Genomic DNA, 17,990 nt, shown 5'->3' with positions numbered 1-17,990 from the left:
GTTCAGTCTCCCGGCCCGTTCCCGCCGACGGGGCGGTGCATGGTGGTGACCGCGCCGAAGCCCATCAGCCCGCGCAGCCAGGGCGTGCGCTCGGTCCGGACTGCCGTGAAGCCGCGCCGCTCGTACAGGGCCCTGGCACGCGGGTTGGTGTCGATCACGTCCAGCCGGATCTCCCGGCAGCCCTGCTCGGCGGCGAGCGCGGCCACTTCTTCGATGAGCAGGCTCCCCACGCCGCGGCCACGCACGCCCGGGTCCACGGCGATGCCGTCCATGACGAGCTGCCGGGGCGCCGGGTGGCGTGCGAACAGGGCGAGGAGCGGCAGCCGGTGCAGTCCCCGCAGGTGTCCGTACGCACGCAGCACGGCGGCGGCCGAGCCGCCGGTGAGGGCCCGGCCGCCGAGCTGGTAGCCGGCGAGGCCGACGAGGCGCCCGTCGAGGAACGCGCACACCGCGCGGTCGGCGTTCAGGTGGGCGGCGAGGAAGGGCACCGCCTTGTCCGGCGGGTTCAGGGCGGGGCCGAGTTTGCGGCCGAAGGCGTCCCAGTACAGCTCGGCCGCCCGCCGTTCGGCTCCGTCCGGTACGCCCCGCCGGACCGTCACCGGCCCGGTGCCGGTGTCCGTGCCCGTCGTGTCGGATCCCATGCCGTTGCCCCCCTGTTGTCGCTGCGTCCTGTGGTCGCCGCATCCTCCGGCAAAACTATCACTTGATGAACGGTCGTTCCATGAGTGATAGTTCCGATACTGCGTGAAGAACCGAACAGAGGCGGTCAGACGACATGTCCCCCAAGCTCCAGCCCCGACGGCGCGGGCTCCGCATCGCCGTGTGGTCGCTCGTCCCGGTCCTGCTCGTGGCCGCTGGCCTCATCGGCGTGGTGCTGTGGCAGAACACGTACGCCATGGAGGAGCGACGGGTCTCGATACGCCACGGCGGCCACGTCCTCAACGGAGTACTGGCCACTCCCAGGGACGGCCGCCGGCGGCACGGTCTGGTCGTGTACGTCCACGGCGACGGTCCCGTCAACGCCACCCACGACGACGGCTACAAGCCCCTGTGGGAAGCGAACGCCAAGGCCGGGTACGCCTCCTTGTCCTGGGACAAGCCCGGAGTGGCGGGCGCACCCGGAAACTGGCTCGACCAGTCCATGGACGACCGGGCCGACGAGGCCGCCGCCGCCATCGCCTGGGCGCGTGCCCGCCCGGACATCGACGGCGGCCGGATCGGGCTCTGGGGCGCCAGTCAGGCCGGCTGGGTCATGCCGAAGATCGCCGCCAGGACGCCCGTGCGTTTCGTCCTCGCCGTCTCGCCCGCGATCAACTGGCTCCGGCAGGGCCGCTACAACCTGCTGGCCGGGCTGCACGCCGACGGCGCGTCGGAGGTCCGCGTCCAGGCCGAGATCACCAGGAGCGAGACGACGCGCCGGCTGCTGGAACGCGGCGCGACCTTCGAGGAGTACGTCGGGGCGATGGGGGGTGACGCGAACGGCATGACCGCCGATCGCTGGGGCTTCATCTCCAGGAACCACACCGCGGACGCCACGCACGATCTCCGCGCCCTGCACGGCGTACCCGTCCTGCTGGTCCTCGCCGGCCACGACATCAACGTCGACACCGCCGACACGGAACGCGGCTACCGCCGTGCGCTGGACGGAGGCGGCGCGTTGACGGTCAGGCGGTACCCGGACGGAACCCATTCACTGCTCAAGCGTTCCATCGAGCGGTCGGACCTCACGACCACGCTCACCGCGCTCCTCTCCCCCCGTTCGCTCTTCGCGGACGGATTCCTGGACGACCAGCGGCGGTTCCTCGAGACGTCCGCAGGCCACTGAACGAAGGCCCCGGCCACGCCGGTGGTGAACACGGCGAGCGGCCGCGGGTCCGCGCCGCGCATCAGCCCGCCGTCGGAGCGCAAGGCGCCGGGGTACGACCACAGGAGGAGACCCGCCACCCCCCGCGGTCGCACGCCGGCCGCCGGTCCGGCCCGCCCGGTTGCGCCTCCGGTCGCAGCCGACGGCGACCCGGGGGCGATGCGGCGGCGCGGGCCCGGCGCCGAGCATGGCCGGGTGACCGAAACCATCCCGGGGCTGTTCCTGTCCCTTCCGGAAGTCCTCGTCCTGTTGGGCGCCGTCGCACTGCCAGTGGTGCGCTGGCTGCCCCCGGCCGCCCGTCGGCCCGTCACCGTCGTGGCGGGAGCGGTGCTCGTACCGTCGGCGATCGTGCTGGGCGTCGTGGGGATCCGCTGGCAGATGCTGCCGGTCCTGTCCGGCGCCGCCGTCGCCTCGGCGTTCGTCCTCCCGCCCCTGCTGCGGCGCGGTGCCGGCCGGCCGGCACGGCGGGCCCGCTGGTGGCTGGCCCTGCCGGGATAGCTGGCCTGCGCCGGCCTGGTCGCCGCCGGGCCGGTGGCCGCCTGGGCCTTCCCCGTGCCCGTCTTCCCCGAGCCGACCGGCGCCTTCGCGGTCGGCACCCGGGTGGTCCAGTGGACCGATCCGCTCCGCCCCGAGGGCTTCACCGCCGATCCGGACGACCGGCGCACCGTCGTGGTCCAGCTCTGGTACCCGGCGCGGAAGAGCCCCGCGGGCGTCCCCCGGGCCCAGTACCTGGGACGTACGGAGGGCGAGGCGCGGACCGTCTCCGCGGCCCTCGCCGACGGGGTCGGCCTGCCCGGTTTCCTGGTCGACGGCGTCCCCAGGGCCCGCAGCCGCGCGGTCGCCGATGCCCCGGTGGCCGGCGGGACCGAGCGGTTCCCGGTCGTCCTCTTCTCCCCGGGGTCGGGCGGGGTGCGGTCCCAGAACACCGCCTGGGCGGAGGAGCTGGCCAGCCACGGCTATCTGGTCGCCGCCCTCGACCACCCGTACGACTCCTCCGTCGTCGTACTCGCCGACGGCCGCACCATCCGTGCCACCACCGCCTTCTCCGGGGACCGCGACAGGGACGAGGAGCTGGCCGCCGGCTGGACGGCCGTCCGGGCCGCCGACCTCGGCTCCGTACTCTCCCGGCTGGAGCGACTGGACCACGGCGAGACCGGCGACCCGCTCGCCGGACGCCTCGACACCGGCCGCGCCGCGGTGGCCGGCCACTCCCTGGGCGGAGCCGCCGCCCTGCAGGCGGCCCGGCAGGACCGCCGGTTCGACGCCGTCGTCGACCTGGACGGCTACCCCCACGGCCCCACCGCACCCGCCCTCGAGCAGCCGGCGCTCGCGCTCACCCAGGAGATCACCGCCGGCACCGACCCGCGCTACCTGCCCCGGCTCACCGAGGCCCTCCAGCACAGCACCGCGACGAGCTACCGGCTCACCGTCCCCGGCGCCGGACACCTCACCTTCATGGACGGCCCGCTCTACCTGCCGCCGGTGCCCTCGATCGTCGGCACCCTGGGCCGCACCGAGAGCCCGCGCGTCGTCGCCGCGGCCACCCTCGCCTTCCTGGACGCCACGCTGCGGGGCCACCCCGGCGACCTGGCCGGCACCCTCAGGGCCTACGGCACGGTCTCGTCATCACCAGGGGCACGGGGAACCGCCACACCGGCCCCGTGACCGGCCTTCCGTGCGTACGTGACGCGCGTGGCGCGGGGATTCGCGCGGGCCGCCGGGTGATGATGGCGCAGTGCGACTTGATCACGTGTCCTACGCGGTGGCCCGCGACAGCTTCGTCTCGACCGTCCAGTGGATCGGATCGGCCCTCGGCGCCGGGTTCGTCGACGGAGGGGTGCACCCGCGGTTCGGTACCCGCAACTTCATCCTCCCGCTGAGCGGCGGCACCTACGTCGAGGTCGTCACCACGCTCGACCACCCCGCCGCCGACCGCGCACCCTTCGGCCGGGCGGTCGCGCGCCGCGCCGCCGAGGGCGGCGGCTGGCTCGGCTGGGTGGTCTCCGTCGACGACATCACCCCGGTCGAGGCCCGCCTCGGCCGCACCTCGGCCGAGGGCCACCGTGTCCGCCCCGACGGGTACGACCTGCGGTGGAAGCAGATCGGCCTGCTGGAACTCATGGACGACCCGCAGCTGCCCTACTTCCTCCAGTGGCTGGTCCCCGCCGAGGAGCGCCCGAGCGCCGACCCGCGCACCTCGACGACCATCCGCGGGGTCTCCATCGCCGGCGACGCCGCCTCCATCGCCGAGTTCCTCGGCGAACCGGCCGACCACCCCCTCGACCAGATCGACGTCACCTGGGCCGAGGACGAGGAACCGGGCCTGGTCTCGGTCGAGTTCGCCACCGCCCACGGCCCGGTCACGATCTGACCGGCCCCACAGCACTTTCGCGCGCATCCGTTCACGGCACTGCTCGTTGACGAGGAGTGCCCCCGGTCCCCTTCGTCCCCGTCGCCGGCCCACGCCGATTGCCGCTGCTCGGAAACCTCCCCGCGTTCGGCCGCGACCCGCTGGCCTTCCTGGAACGTCTGCGCGACGAGTTCGGGGACGTCGTGACCTGGTCGCTCGGCCCGATGAAGATCATGTCCCTCACCCATCCCGAGCACATCGCCGAGCTCCTGGGAAGCAACGAAGGGCACTTCGAGAATCTCGATGCCGGCTGGGCGTTCACACAACTGGTCGGCAAGAGCATCATGCGCAGCCAGGGTGCCGGATGGCGCCGCAAGCGGTCCCTGGTCCAGCCCGCCGTCCGCCCCTTCCAGGTACGCCGCTACGCCACGACGATGGTCGACTGCGCCGTGGCGCTTGCCGACCGCTGGCAGGAAGGAACCCAGATCGATGTACTGCGGGAGATGGATCAGCTCTCCCAGCGGATCGTGGTCCGCACCTTCTTCGGCAACGACATCGGCGACCGGGCCCACGCCCTACGGGACGCGATGTCCGTGGCCGGGCGAGAGATCGGCGCCGAGCTCCGGGGCATCGGACTCTTCCTGCCGCCCTGGGTGCGTACCCCCGCCCGCCGGCGCCTGCTCAACGCCGTCGTGACCGTCGACACCGAGATCGGTCAACTCGTCCACGCCCGAAAGGCATCAGGAGGGGCCGGCGCCGGCGGCGAGGACCTGCTGGGCAGGCTGCTCGCGGCCCGGGACGGGGAAGGACGGCCGCTCACCGCCACCGAGGTACGAGACGAAGCGGTGACGCTCTGGGCCGCTGGACACGAAACCACGGCGACCGCGCTGACGTGGACCTGGTACCTGCTCTCGGCCTCGCCGTCCGCCCGGAGGAAGCTCGCCGCGGAACTCGACCACGTGCTCGACGGGCGGCCCCCGACCTACGCCGACTACGAGCAGCTGACCTGGACGCAGCAGATCGTCAAGGAAGCCCTACGGCTCTACCCGCCCGCGTGGATCATTCCTCCCCGGGTGGCACGGGAAGGAGCCACCCTGGGAGCAGTCCGGATCCCGGCCGGGACGACGCTCTGGTGCAGCCCGTGGGTCACGCACAGAGACGCCCGCTGGTTTTCCCAGCCCACGGCCTTCCGCCCCGAACGCTGGGACACGCACGCCCAACGCGGGGCGCCCTCGCACGCCTGGTTCCCGCTCGGAGGCGGCCACCGCGCCTGCCTCGGTGCCCGGTTCGCCCTGGTCCAGATCACCCTGGTGATCGCAACACTGGCCCAGCGCTTCCACGTGGACATCGCCCCCGGGAAAGTGATCCCCACGGTCGGCCTGCAGCTCCATCCCTCCACAACGGTGCGCGCCACACTACGAGCCCGGTCCCCTGCCCGCGTCGCTGAAGAGTGAGTTCCGGCACGTGGGAGCCCCGCAGGGAATCCCGGCCACCGACGAATCCGGGGACACGGTGGAAGTCCTGCCCGTGGGGGCCGGTGAAGTGAGCCCCTGATCGAGGCTCCGAGGCCTCCAGATGGACCTGGTCCGCGGTGCTGATGCAGTTCCCTTCCCGGGGCGGCTCCCGGGTGCAGTCGTCGAGGACGCCGGCAGCGGGACTCTGCGTCGGTGGAAGGGGCACAAGCCGGCGCCGGCGAACGTGTGATCACCCCGCTAGCGTCCCCGCCACCGACGCCACGATGGCCAGTGCAGGCTGGGCAATATCGGCGCCGGTGGCGAGGATGTCGCGGAGCCGCTGAAGGCGAGTGCGGGCGGTGGCGGTATCCGGCTCCGGCTCGGCGGTGATGCGGGCCAGGTCGTGGACCGCGCCGGCCGCCTCCTCACGGTCCGCGTCGGGCAGGTCCCGGCTGGTCAAGACCAGGCTGAGGAGGCGGGTCAGGTCGTCCTGCGCGGGGGCTTGCGCGTAGGTGTGCTGAAAGTCGCGTACGACGGTGTCGACCGGCCGGTTGATGAAGGTGGTGTGGGCGCCCTGGAAGTAGAAGTTCTCCGTCACGGTGGCTCCTGGTGTTCCCGAGTGGATGACGACACGGCAGTCGGTGAAGTGGTGTTCTGGGCGCTCCACCGCGACGGAGGCCGGGACGAGGGCGTCCCGGACGGCCTGCTCGGCGGCGCGGACCCGGGCGAACGCCTCGCTGTCGGCGACCCGGTCGGCGGGCGGCGCCGCGTTGAGGCGCCGTACGGCGGTCTGCACGGAGACGGGCGTGTCGAAGAAGTACCGGATGCGTCGGAAGTATCGTTCGCTGCTGGATACCTCCGGGGGCCTGGCCGTGGGCCCGATCAGCCGGGCGAGGTGGCCGAAGAGCGTGCGGAACCAAGCCGGGGTGGCTTCGTGGACGGGGAAGACGATCCGGTCTGCCGGACCCGGTGCGCCGGCCGCGGTGTGCCCCGGGGCCAGCAGGACCAGGCAGGGCAGCAGGGCGGGGTCGACACCGAGGGCGGCGGCGACCTCATAAGCCCCCTGGGCGTCGTACGGCTGCCAGTCCAGCCAGCGCAGCGGCGCCAGGACCCGGTACAGCTCCGGTTCCAGATGCCGACGCCAGTACCGCTTCACCGCGTCCGGACCGCGCTGCTCCTCGATGACGAAGACGCATGTGGCCGGGCCCGACAGAGCGTTGAGATCGTCCAGGTGAGTGCGCACGTAGGTGGCCAGTTCCACGTCGGCGTCGGTGTACAGCAGGACGCCGAAGAGACGGGGGCTGGAATCGGCGTCCTGGGCGTTGGCGGTGAGCTGGAGGCGCTGGAAGAGGGCGGCGGCGTTGGGGGCCGGGCCCACGCTGTAGTCCGCTGTGGGGCTTTCCTCGATGTTCAGCACCAGCAGGGCACCGTCGTCGAGGTCCGCTTCGTCCAGCGGGAGGGCGTCCGGCAGTTCCCGGTCGGAAGCGGAATCCGTGATCCAGACCATCGGGGGTCGCGCACCCTTCGCCGGTCCGGCCAGACCAGCACGAAACGCCGCCTCCAGACAGCGCGTCTTCAGATCGCCGGCGGTGGCGCAGCCGTCCGTGTCCACCGTCACCGTGCGCTCGAGCAGCAGAGCGTCCAGCCTGCGCCAGTCCGCGTTGTCGTCGTCCGGTGCTCGCGCGGGGCCGGCGACCCGGAGCAGAGCCTCGACCTCGTCCAGGTACCCGGACCCGAACGAACGGTGGCGGGTGACGGTCCAGTCCCCTTGGCGTACCGCCGCGTGTACCAGCATCGCGTTCCCCCTGTCCCCGCTCGGCCTGTAGCCCAACCAGCATGTCATCGAGCGGAGTCGGAGTCCTGGGAAACGTGGTTGTGGTCGTCGCGTCGCGTCGGGATGACCGTCATCGCCGCAGCCGTCCTCACCCCTGGGACGTCAACGCTGGTGCGTTTCATCGCCGTTCCGGGGTGAGGACGCATTGGCCGTGGCCGTCGTCCAGTGGGGAGCCGGCTCACGACCAGACAAGTCGGCCTTCGGTAACGGAGCAGACCGGGTGGTCCCCCGCGCCGATCCTCGTCAGCATCTCCGCCACGGAGTCGAAGTAGTGAGCCAGTGACGCGTACTCGCCGGTGACCGTGGACGCACCCACGAACCATCTGCCGATACGTCCGTCCCTCGCGTCGACGAACTGTCCCATCCAGCCGTCCCGGTCCGACTGGAACGGGATCCACTCCTCGCGCCATTCGCTCCCACCGGACAAGGGGTGATTCGCGTAGAGCCTCTCCATCGCCCGGATGCCCAGAAAGAAGCTTCCCTCGTCGGGGAACCCGTCGAAGCCGCAGCACATCACGTCGTCGTCGACGTCTTCCTCCGGCAGATCCAGACTGTTCCGCGACAGCCACGTCCGCAGGTCCCCATGAAGGGAGATCCCCATCCGTTCCTCGGCCGCCGCGAGCATCTGCTCCGTAGCGGGCCCCGGCAGATCCGCGTGATCGGCCGGCGCGTGCTCTCGAAGAAGGCTCATCACACGTGACCACGTCTCAGCCACACTCACCGCGCTGTGCCCTCTGTCCTCTCCACTGGGATGTCTCCGTCCGACCACGCCACTGCGGAGGTGGGGAAGTACCGGCCGGAGAACCTTGCGGGGATGGTACTCCGCGCATGCGTTCCATCCCTCGCCACCATCACCTTCCGCCCCGGCATTTCACAGACGACCCACCGTGCCCGGCGGGCCCAGGCCTGCCCGCAGACGGCTGCCAGGGCCTCGCTCGCGCGGCGATTGCAGACCGGGCGTTGCGGGCCACAGCCGCCCTGCAGCTCCGGCCAGCCGCACCGCTGCGGGCCACCTTGCGAGCCCTTCCCGCCGGCGTACCAGGCGTGCTGCACGGGTGTGCGTAGGTGAGGCGCAGGAAAGAGCGCGGAGGCGGCCCCGGTCCGAGCCACGGATCGACAGGTGTCCTACCCGTGAGCGTCCAACGGAACAGGGGACGCATTCGTTGGTTCTGCCTGCGTAACCGCCGCTGTGGAGTGATCGTTGCAGGGAGGTGGCCGGACAAGAAGATCATGCTGCTGCCGCTGCGACGTCGACGACCTGCTCGTGGCTGTTTCGCGCTTTCGGCGTTGCAGGCATGGTCGTGTGGGGCGTGGTGGCGGTCGCCGCGGTGGTCGTCGTGGCCGTCGGCTTCGGAGATCTACGTGGTACAGGGTTGCCGGTGCCCAAGGACGGTGCCTCCCAGCGGGCTGCGCGGCTCATCGCGGACCGGAGGCCTCAACTGGGGGGCGAACAGGCTGTTCTTGCCTTCTCCTCACACCGGTTGCGCGGCGGGGACGCGGCCTCGCCGCGCACCCTGCACGCCACCGGAACGCTGACGTTCCAGTGAGGGCACCAGTCCTTCCCCCAGTCCCGCTTGTCCCAGCTGCGTGGAGGCCACGTGATCCATACCGTTCACTCCAGGGCAGGCCTTCTCGACGCACGTCTGCGGGAGGCATACAGGGTGTGCTGGCGCCTGGTCCGGCGGCGCTACCCGGGCGAGAGCGCTTGCCTGGGAGTGCTGCCCGCCGAGGTACGGCTCGGTATGTCTCCGGTGGTGGCAGCGATGATGGTGATCGACGACCTGTCGGACAACGGAGCGGCGTCGGCGGACGAGCGTCAGGGACAGGTGTCGGCGTGGATCAGCATGCTGGAAGAAGACCTCGAGCGCGGTGACAGCACGGATCCCGTGCGCCGGGCGATGGTGGACCTGACGCGGACGCTCGACCTGCCGGCCGACAGCTTTCGGCTGATGAATGAACGGATCACGCGGGACGCCGTCAAGGCCACCCCGCAGACATGGCAGGAATGGGCGGAGTACCAACGAGCGGTCATGGGCCCGATCCTCACGGTGATGGACTTCGTCCTTTCGCGGCTCGGAACGCCTCTGGTCATGTCCGCGGGGCACGAAGCAGTACTGGTGGACATCATGATCGGTCTTCAGCTGGCCGACGACCTGCGGGACTTCGCCGAAGACTTCGGGCGCGGCTATGTGAAGTTCCCCGTGGAAGCGCTGGATGCGTGCGGAGTGACCGCCGACGACCTCCTCGCCCGCCGGTGGACACCGGCCACCGGCCGCCTGGTGCGGGCCGCGACCGAACGGGCGCGCGCATGGCTGCGTCCCGACGATCCCACCGTCCACTGGTGCGTCACCTCGGCCCTGCTCACCCGGGCGTTCACGAGCGTGGCCCTGGCCGAGGTGCGCAAGGTCGAACAAGCCGGCGCCTCTCTCCTGTCCCAGACGGTCGCCCTCTCCTCCGCCGCCCGGCAGCGGATCCTGCTGCCCACCCGCGCGGCGGCAGCGATGGCCTGGAAACTCAGCCCCTACTCCCGCCGTACGGCCACGGCGCGCATCCCGCGGGAGCATCGTGTTGCAGCGGACCTTTCCGGCCGCCTGCCCGCCCCCCGCGCGCAGGTCCTGCCCCCGGCACCCCACCCGTCCGGAGCCCGGCCCCCCGCCCTCGACCCCGAGGCGCTGCCCCGGCACGTGGCCATCGTCATGGACGGCAACGGCCGCTGGGCCGCCGCCCGCGCCCTGCCCCGCGCCGAAGGGTACCGGGCGGGAGCCGACGCACTGCGGGACGTCGTGGACGGCGCTCTGGAGATCGGCCTGCCGTATCTGACCGTCTACGCCTTCTCCACCGAGAACTGGAACCGCTCCTCCACCGAGGTGGGAGCCATCCTGGACGTGGTACGCGACAACATCGCGGACCAGGAGTTGTTCGACCGTGATCTGCGGTTCTGTTGGGCAGGCGTGCCCGACGGACTTCCCGAGGACCTGGTCGAGGGGCTCCGGGAGCGCGAACGGACCACCCGGCACCGCACCGGGCTCACGTTCACCATGTGCGTCAACTACGGCGGTCGCAGCGAGCTGGCCCAAGCCGCCCAAAGCCTCGCCAGGGCGGCCGTGACCGGCGAAATCCAACCCGCGCACATCAGCCAGCGCACCCTGGCGGGCCATCTGCCCCACCCTGCCCTCCCCGACGTCGACCTGCTCTGGCGCACCGGCGGGGAACAACGCACATCCAACTTCCTGCCCTGGCAAAGCTCTTACGCCGAACTGCTCTTCACCTCCCCCTACTGGCCGGACACCGACCGCCGGGACCTATGGCAGTCCATCACCACCTACACCCAACGCCAGCGCCGCTACGGCACCGCACCCATCGAGAACACCGCCCCGATGCCGAGGGGACAGTAGAAGAAGCGGCTTCACCGGTCCGGCCCGTACGCCGCCTCCCGCGACGGGCTCGGGCGGCGAGGGAAGCGGCGTACCGGGACCGCATTCATGGCCCGGGGCGAGGCCTGGCCCCCTCCCGGCCCGGGCCTGGAGCCGACGCTCGGGGCAGTCGGCACCTGGCGTCTTGAGGTGGTGGCGACATCGGCTCAGGGAGTGGATCCGCGTCGCCTAGTCGCGATCCGCCACCACAGGTACACGAGGCTCGCGGGCCACAGGACGATCAGCAGGGTGAGGTCAGCGCTGGGGACGGGGTCCTTGCCGGTCTCCCGCATCCATTCCGCGTCTTTGAGCACGAACCGTGGCAGGTTTCTGGCGAAGCCGGCGGCCCCGCCGAGGTAGACGGCCAGGGCGGCCAGAAAGGATCACAGCGTCCCTGTGGGTGATGACCGCCCACGTGCCCTCGCTCATGCCCGGCCCGCGGTGCCGTCGTCCACCGGCTCCAAGGATTCCTCGGCTGGCGACTGGACCCGCGCAGGATCAAGGCGCGGAGTCCTTCGGCGCTGACCGGTGAGGTAAGTCGCGATCGGCTCGGTATAGCGGGCGGTGAGCGGTCCGAGGATGACCAGGACGAGGACGTACGCGGTGGCCAGCGGGCCCAAGGCGGGCTCGATGCCCGCGGTGACGGCGAGCCCGGCGATGACGATGGAGAACTCGCCGCGTGCGACGAGCGTGCCGCCGGCCCGCCAGCGGCCCTTGACGGAGATCCCGGCACGCCGCGCCGCCCAGTAGCCGGTGGCGATCTTCGTGCCGGCCGTGACCACGGCCAGCGCCAGCGCGGGAAGGATCACCGGCGGGATGCTGGCAGGGTCGGTGTGCAGGCCGAAGAAGACGAAGAACACCGCCGCGAACAGGTCCCGCAGCGGGCTGAGCAGGTTGTGCGCACCCTCGGCGACCTCCCCCGACAGGGCGATGCCCACGAGGAACGCGCCGACAGCGGCGGAGACCTGGAGCTGCTGGGCGATGCCGGCGACCAGCAGGGTCAGGCCCAGGACGACGAGGAGGAGCTTCTCGGGGTCGTCGCTGGAGACGAAGCGGGAAATGACCCGTCCGAAGCGGACGGCGAGGAAGAGGACGAGGCCCGCGACACCGAGCGCGATGGCGAGGGTCAGGCTTCCGGCGGCCAGGCTCACCCCGGCCAGCAGGGCCGTGATGATGGGGAGGTAGACGGCCATGGCGAGGTCTTCGAGGACCAGGATGCTCAGAATGACCGGGGTCTCGCGGTTGCCGAGCCGGCCCAGGTCGCCCATCACCTTGGCGATGACGCCGGACGACGAGATCCAGGTGACGCCGGCCAGTACGACGGCGGCGACCGGCCCCCACCCGAGCAGCAGGGCCATGCCGGCACCGGGCAGCGCGTTGAGGGCGAAGTCGACCAGTCCGGCCGGGTACTGGGTCTTGAGGTTGGAGACCAGGTCGCTGGCCGTGTACTCCAGGCCCAGCATCAGCAGGAGCAGGATGACGCCGATCTCGGCGCCGATCGCGACGAACTCCTCACTGGTGCCCAGCGGCAGCAGGCCGCCCTTGCCGAAGGCGAGGCCGGCGAGGAGGTAGAGGGGTATCGGGGAGAACTGGAAGCGTCCGGCGAACCGGCCCAGTAGCCCCAGGGCGAGGATGATCGCCCCGAACTCGATCAGGAAGACCGCGGAGGAGTGCATACCGCTCACTCCCGGCCGAGGATCGCTGCCGCGGCCTCGACACCCTCACGGGTACCGATCACGATGAGGGTGTCCCCGCCCGCCAGCCTGAAGTCCGGCGCCGGCGAAGGTATCGCCCCCGCCCGCCTGAGGACGGCGACGATCGACACCCCCGTCTCCGTACGCGTCCGCGTCTCGCCCAGCACCCGACCGTTCCAGTGCGAGTGCGCGGACAACTCGATCCGCTCGGCCACCAGCCCCAGATCGGTGGTCGAGAGCAGGTTCGGGCTGTGGTGGGCGGGCATCAACGCGTCGATCAGCGCTTCCGCCTCGCCCGCGGTCAGCCTCGCCGACAGCGCGCACTCGTCCGGATCGTCCCGGCGGTAGGCGTTCAACGTCCGCGTCCCGTCGCGGTGCGCGATCACCGACAGACGGCGATGCTCACGGGTGGTCAGGTCGTAACGGACCCCGATGCCCGGTAGCGGCGTACTGCTCAGACGTGGAACGGGCACGGCGAACCCCAGGTGGTGTGTGCTGGCGCGGGCAGAGAGGAGCGACGCGGATGCTGCTGCTCCCACCAACGATATCCACCAGCACTTCGCCACCCGCATGCGTGGGCTCGCCAGGGCGTGCCCGCGGCAGCCGGCTGTGTGAGCAGAAAGGCCGCTCGGCCGGGCGGCGCGAAAGGCGTTACGGCGTCGGCGTATCCCGTCGGACCTGCGGTCATGGTCCGGCCTGCGCGCGGATGAGGAGCAGGGCGATGTCGTCGTTGCGTGGTGCGGCGCGTTCGGCCTGGCGCAGGAGCGTGTCGGCAAGGACGTCCAGGCTCTCGTGTCCGGCTTCGGTGAGTTGCCTGGCGAGAGCGGTGGTGGAGTCGTCGATGTCGGTGCCGGGTGTTTCGACAAGTCCGTCGGTGTACAGGGCGAGGAGGGCTCCGGGCGGGAACGGGACGCTGATGGCGGGGTAATCCGCGTCCGGGTCGATGCCCAGGAGAAGTCCCGGGGGCACGTCGAGCACGTCGGTGTGGCCGTCGCGATGGCGTAGGAGGGGTGGGGGATGTCCGGCTGTGGCCAGGTCCGCGCGGTGGTGGGCGAGGTCGAGGCGGGCATAGAGGCAGCTGGTGAACAGGCCGGGGTCGAGGTCGGTCAAGAGGCGGTTGGTGCGGGCGAGGGCTTCACCGGGGGGTGTGCCGGCGGTGGCGTGGGCGTGGACGGCGGTGCGGACTTGTCCCATGAGGGCGGCGGCGTTCATGTTGTGGCCCTGGACGTCGCCGATGGTGGCGACCGCGGTGGCCGCATCGCAGCGGATGAGGTCGTAGAAGTCGCCGCCGATGTCGATGCGGCGGCCGGCTGCCTGGTAACGGGCGACGACGTCCATGCCGGGAATGACCGGGAGTGCGTGGGGCAGCAGGCCGGTTTGAAGGGTGTGGGCGAGCTGCTGGTTGGTGTCGAACAGGCGGGCGCGGTCGAGCGCTTGGGCCATCAGCCCGGCCACGGAGGTCAGCAGGGCGCGTTCTGCCGGCGGGAACGGGCGGGGGCGGTCGTAGGCGAGGACGAGGGAGCCGACGGTGCGGCCGGAGGCGATCAGGGGCAGAGAGGCCCAGGCGGCCATCTCGTCCTGGTGCACGGCCGGAGGGTAAGCGCGTTTGAGGTCGGCGAAGGTGGCGAAGAAGTCGGGCCTGCCGGTGGCAAGTACGCGCGCGGCCGGAGAGCCGGAGGTCAGGGGTTGGGCATCGAAGCGGTCCATGAGGTGGGCGGTGTATCCGCGGTAGCCGGCGATGCGCAGTCGGCCCTCTTCCGCGGTCATCAGGGCGAGGGCCTTGGGTCCGAAGGCGGGGACGATCTGGTCGGCGGCCAGGTTGACCACGTCGCCGACCCCGGCGGCCTCGGTGAGGGCGGTGGCCAGATGGGTGAGGTGGTACAGCGCCATCGCCCCCACCGGTTCCGCGGCTGACGGAGGGCGTTGCCGTTGAGCGGCGGGTGCGGCTCGTCCGGTAGTGGTGGGGGTGATGTGCACGCTGATGCCGCGATGATCCGGGTAGAGCTGGAAGGTCAGTTGCTTGTCCGGTGGGCGCAAGGCGGTGAAGGAGGTGGTTTGGCGAGTGACGACTGCGGCTCGGTATCGGTCTTCGAAGACCGGTTCACGCAGCCACAGCAGCACCTCCCAGGGGCGCCTGCCGATCAGGGAGGCGGCCCCCGCGCCGACCATGTCGGCGCCGGCGGGGTTGATGAAGGTGAGCCGGCCGTCGAGGTCGAGCGCGCAGCAGCCCACGGGCAGGCGCTCGGTGAATTCCAGAGCGGCCAGTGCCTCGGCCGGATCAGCTGCGCGGGAGGGCGGCGGTGGCAGCAGACGTGGTTCCTCCGGCGGTCGCAGCGGCTTGCCTGTCCCGGCGGCGTGCTGCTGCAGCATCAGCCCCGCTCGGTGGCAGCATGCGGTGATCGCATCGCGCTCGTGCCGGCTGAGCTGCGGGGGATGCCAGACGGGCCAGAGCAGGACGACACCGCCCCACACCGCGGTGGCGCTGGTGATGGGTGCTGCGGCCAGCATGAAGTCGTACGGCAGTACGAGCCCGAGCCGCGGGTAGCGGCGCGCGACCTCTTCCTGACTGCCCAGCCACACCAGGCACCGCTGACTCATCGCGTCCGCCACCGGGATCGGCGCATCGGCTGGGATCCGCGACCACGGTGCGGTGATCTGCCGTGAAGCACCAGAGGCCACGGCGAGGCGCAGCAGCTGCTCACCGGGCGGCCGGAGATAGAGAAGTCCCACCGAGGCGACAGTGTCGCGCATGACCTCCGCCAGGGCGGCATCAAGCTCCTCCAGGCACGCGGCGTCCTGGGCTGCGGCGGATTCGGCCGGATCGCGCATGCGCTCACCTTGCGTCGACGGAGGGGGATCCCCGTGTGCGCCCGGAGCGGCTGCGGACGGCCTCCACGGAGATACGCGAGCCAGCACCGGCCTGGGCCTGGGCCTGGGCCTGAAGCAGCAGACCGGGGCTGGCCTGTGCCATCATGGCGCGAACTCTCACCTCCCGCTGCCACTGTCGCCAGGCCGCCTTCCGGTACACGGGGCGGCAGTACCGGCGGCCACGAGCCATCGACTCGAGCAGGGCACCGCGCCACTCACACCGAACGTCACCCCTATTCGGACAGTACGCCCGCCGGTGGATGACGGCATCCAGGCCGGGTACTGGCCCGCGACCTGCGTCGCGGCCTGTCCGGCTGAGCGCCGGGATCAGGGCGTCAGGGTGAAGCCGCCGACGATCGCTCCGTAGCCGACGTGGGCAAGGACGGTGACCACTGGAGTGCCGGGCCCGTTGGATCTGCCCGTGGAGGAAGTGCATCAGGTAGCCGAGGGCCTTGGCGCGGGTGCGGTTGACGGTCACCGCCGTGCCGAGGAGAAACGGCAGGTCCATGCGGGTCAGCCTCAGCTCGCCGGCGGCGCGCAGCGCGGTGGTCAAGGCGAGTGTGCCGACGAAGGCGCCCGCAGCGGTTCCCCACGCGTTCGCGTTGACGGGGTCGGCGGCGTGGGCGGGTCCAGGTGCGGCCCGTCCGCGGAGTCGCCGCGGGTGACGGCCGCGGCCGAGCGCCCGACCGGGGCGTCGTACGGCAACTGCGCGTACCGGCTGTGCCCTGTCCGGGTCTGCCGCGGCGCGGCCAGGGGGCGGGAGGCGGGACTGACCCCTCTGACCGTCGAGGCCGGCGTCGGTGGCGAGCTGGGTGTTGGGGGTGATGCCGACCCCGACGATGATGGCGTCGGCGTCGAACCGGCTGCCGTCGGCGAGCGCCACCTCGTGTCCGGCCGGGTCGATCGCGGTGACGGTGGTGCCCAGCGCAGGTCGACGTCATGTTCGGCGTACCACTGGGACGGGTGGACGTAGACCGTCTCCCGCTCGTCCTCGCCCAGCAGGTAGCCCTTGGACAGCGGCGGCCGTTCGTAGGGACGCTCGCCCTCCTCTCCGAGCAGTGCGACCGGCAGAGCCGACGCGGCAAAGGAGAGGACATGGCCACGAACTCGGCATTCGTGATCGTCGGAGCCGGCCTGGCTGGCGCGAAGGCAGCTCAGACCCCCCGGGAAGAGGGCTTCGACGTGCCGGCAGACTGATGGCAGTCCGCTCGGCGAGCCGGCCCGTCAACACCGCGGCGTGCGCTCGCCCCCTCGCCGTCGGAGGTGCGCCGTGGAAGTGGACGACTGCGGTGCTTGCCGGCGTGTCTGCCGATCGGTCGTCGCACGGGAACACGGGCAAGGGGCCGTCAGGCCAGCGCCGCGACTCCATCAGGCTGCGGCGCGTTTGGTGTGCAGTCCGGTGTCCAGTTGCTGGAACAGCTCGTTGCCGGAGGCCGTGAACGTGGCTATGCCCTCATCCTCCAGGACATGCACCACGTCGTCATAGGACACGCCGAGGGCCTCCAGGTCGTTCAGTACCTGCTGGGCGTGCGCATATGTGCCGTGGATGGTGTCCCCCTGGATGCGGCCGTGGTCCGCGACCGCGCGCAGGGTGTGTTCGGGCATGGTGTTGACGACGCCGGGCGCCACCAGGTCGTCGACGTAGCGGGTGTCGGCGTAGGCGGGGTCCTTGACCCCGGTGGAGGCCCACAGGGGGCGTTGCGGACGCATCCCGGCCGCCTCCAGGGCCCTCCATCGCTCTGATGTACGGGCCCGCTCGAAGCGTTGGTAGGCCAGTCGGGCGTTGGCGACCGCGGCCTGCCCCCGCAGCTTCTGCGCCTCGGGGGTGCCGATCTTGTCGAGTCGGCTGTCGATCTCGGTATCCACTCGGCTGACGAAGAAGGAGGCCACCGACGCGATGGACGCCAGGTCACGTCCCGCCGCGTGTGCCCGGCCCATACCGTTCAGGAAGGCGCGAAGCACCTGGTCGTAGCGGTCCAGGGAGAAGATCAGTGTCACGTTGATGCTGATGCCCTCGGCGATTGCGGTGCTGATCGCCTCCAGGCCCTCCTGCGTCGCGGGGATCTTCACGAACAGGTTCGGCCGGTCCACCAGCCACCACAGGGCCCGTGCCTCGGCGACCGTTGCAGCTGTGTCATGGGCGACGCGCGGGTCCACCTCGAGCGACACCCGCCCATCGACCCCGTCACTGGCTTCGTACACCGGGCGCAGGATGTCGCAGGCCCAGCGCACGTCGAACGCGGTCAGCAGCCTGACGGCTTCCTCGACCCGCACTCCGCGCCGTGCCAGCTCACCGATCTGCTCGTCGTAGCGGGCACCCGAGCGGATCGCCTTGGCGAAGATCGTCGGGTTGCTGGTGATGCCCACCACCCGCTGTTCACCCACCAGGCCGGCCAGCCGGCCACCGGCGAGCCGCTCCCGGCTCAGATCATCCAGCCAGACCGCTACGCCCTCGGCGGCCAGCCGGTCCAGATGCTCACTCATGGCCTTCTCCTTTCGGGCGATGGCCTCCA

14 protein-coding genes and 1 pseudogene are annotated in these 17,990 nt (G+C 71.3%); 6 read left to right on the top strand and 9 right to left on the bottom strand.

Annotation, left to right across the window (positions count from 1 at the left end; translation table 11 throughout):
- Positions 1 to 2: 2 nt before the first annotated feature.
- On the bottom strand, positions 3 to 641 hold the full coding sequence (locus ACZ514_RS02695) for a GNAT family N-acetyltransferase (protein ID WP_468162908.1): 639 nt from the start codon (positions 639 to 641) through the stop codon (positions 3 to 5).
- A 134-nt stretch (positions 642 to 775) separates the two neighbouring features.
- On the opposite strand from ACZ514_RS02695, the gene ACZ514_RS02690 reads away from it, so the two are divergent.
- The 4 genes and pseudogenes from ACZ514_RS02690 to ACZ514_RS02675 all read left to right on the top strand — a co-directional run bounded on the left by ACZ514_RS02690 (position 776) and on the right by ACZ514_RS02675 (position 5,668).
- A complete protein-coding gene (locus ACZ514_RS02690) occupies positions 776 to 1,825 on the top strand; it encodes an alpha/beta hydrolase family protein (RefSeq protein ID WP_469123906.1) in 1,050 nt (349 codons plus the stop codon).
- A 198-nt stretch (positions 1,826 to 2,023) separates the two neighbouring features.
- A pseudogene (locus ACZ514_RS02685) lies at positions 2,024 to 3,529 on the top strand (alpha/beta hydrolase family protein).
- A 70-nt stretch (positions 3,530 to 3,599) separates the two neighbouring features.
- Positions 3,600 to 4,235: a VOC family protein gene (locus tag ACZ514_RS02680; RefSeq protein ID WP_468162914.1), complete on the top strand. Its 636-nt coding sequence runs from the start codon at positions 3,600 to 3,602 to the stop codon at positions 4,233 to 4,235.
- 98 nt (positions 4,236 to 4,333) lie between these two features.
- Complete coding sequence (locus ACZ514_RS02675; protein ID WP_469123905.1) at positions 4,334 to 5,668, top strand: cytochrome P450; 1,335 nt, start codon at positions 4,334 to 4,336, stop codon at positions 5,666 to 5,668.
- A 250-nt stretch (positions 5,669 to 5,918) separates the two neighbouring features.
- Here the strand turns inward: ACZ514_RS02675 and ACZ514_RS02670 are convergent, their stop codons facing one another.
- Entirely contained in the window at positions 5,919 to 7,463 is a 1,545-nt protein-coding gene (locus tag ACZ514_RS02670) for a hypothetical protein (protein ID WP_469123904.1), read from the bottom strand.
- Between the two features lie 217 nt (positions 7,464 to 7,680).
- Positions 7,681 to 8,217, bottom strand: coding sequence for an SMI1/KNR4 family protein (locus ACZ514_RS02665; protein ID WP_469123903.1), 537 nt, complete (start codon positions 8,215 to 8,217; stop codon positions 7,681 to 7,683).
- A 496-nt stretch (positions 8,218 to 8,713) separates the two neighbouring features.
- Here ACZ514_RS02665 and ACZ514_RS02660 point away from each other — a divergent pair, with 496 nt between their 5' ends.
- Together ACZ514_RS02660 and uppS are read left to right on the top strand one after the other, a co-directional pair.
- Positions 8,714 to 9,049 (top strand): hypothetical protein, encoded by a 336-nt coding sequence (locus ACZ514_RS02660; RefSeq protein WP_469123902.1) that lies wholly within the window; start codon positions 8,714 to 8,716, stop codon positions 9,047 to 9,049.
- 168 nt (positions 9,050 to 9,217) lie between these two features.
- The gene (gene uppS / locus ACZ514_RS02655) at positions 9,218 to 10,897 is read left to right on the top strand and encodes a polyprenyl diphosphate synthase (protein ID WP_469123901.1); all 1,680 of its coding nucleotides are present in this window, start codon (positions 9,218 to 9,220) and stop codon (positions 10,895 to 10,897) included.
- A gap of 185 nt (positions 10,898 to 11,082) precedes the next feature.
- On the opposite strand, the gene ACZ514_RS02650 is transcribed toward uppS, so the two are convergent.
- The 6 genes from ACZ514_RS02650 to tal form a co-directional block, all read right to left on the bottom strand.
- Positions 11,083 to 11,229: a hypothetical protein gene (locus tag ACZ514_RS02650; protein WP_469123900.1), complete on the bottom strand. Its 147-nt coding sequence runs from the start codon at positions 11,227 to 11,229 to the stop codon at positions 11,083 to 11,085.
- A 111-nt stretch (positions 11,230 to 11,340) separates the two neighbouring features.
- Complete coding sequence (locus ACZ514_RS02645; RefSeq protein ID WP_469123899.1) at positions 11,341 to 12,591, bottom strand: cation:proton antiporter; 1,251 nt, start codon at positions 12,589 to 12,591, stop codon at positions 11,341 to 11,343.
- A gap of 5 nt (positions 12,592 to 12,596) precedes the next feature.
- Positions 12,597 to 13,082: a cation:proton antiporter regulatory subunit gene (locus tag ACZ514_RS02640; protein ID WP_469124185.1), complete on the bottom strand. Its 486-nt coding sequence runs from the start codon at positions 13,080 to 13,082 to the stop codon at positions 12,597 to 12,599.
- A 211-nt stretch (positions 13,083 to 13,293) separates the two neighbouring features.
- Positions 13,294 to 15,438, bottom strand: a complete 2,145-nt coding sequence (locus ACZ514_RS02635; protein WP_469123898.1) for a SpoIIE family protein phosphatase — start codon at positions 15,436 to 15,438, stop codon at positions 13,294 to 13,296.
- A gap of 4 nt (positions 15,439 to 15,442) precedes the next feature.
- On the bottom strand, positions 15,443 to 16,360 hold the full coding sequence (locus ACZ514_RS02630; RefSeq protein WP_469123897.1) for a hypothetical protein: 918 nt from the start codon (positions 16,358 to 16,360) through the stop codon (positions 15,443 to 15,445).
- Positions 16,361 to 16,845: 485 nt separating this feature from the next.
- Positions 16,846 to 17,961: a transaldolase gene (tal, locus tag ACZ514_RS02625; protein WP_469123896.1), complete on the bottom strand. Its 1,116-nt coding sequence runs from the start codon at positions 17,959 to 17,961 to the stop codon at positions 16,846 to 16,848.
- Between the last annotated feature and the right edge of the window lie 29 nt (positions 17,962 to 17,990).

The organism is Streptomyces sp. NPDC034086 (assembly GCF_055575515.1).
Note: the sequence above shows the minus strand (reverse complement) of the source record. Positions and strands in the feature narration are given on the sequence as shown.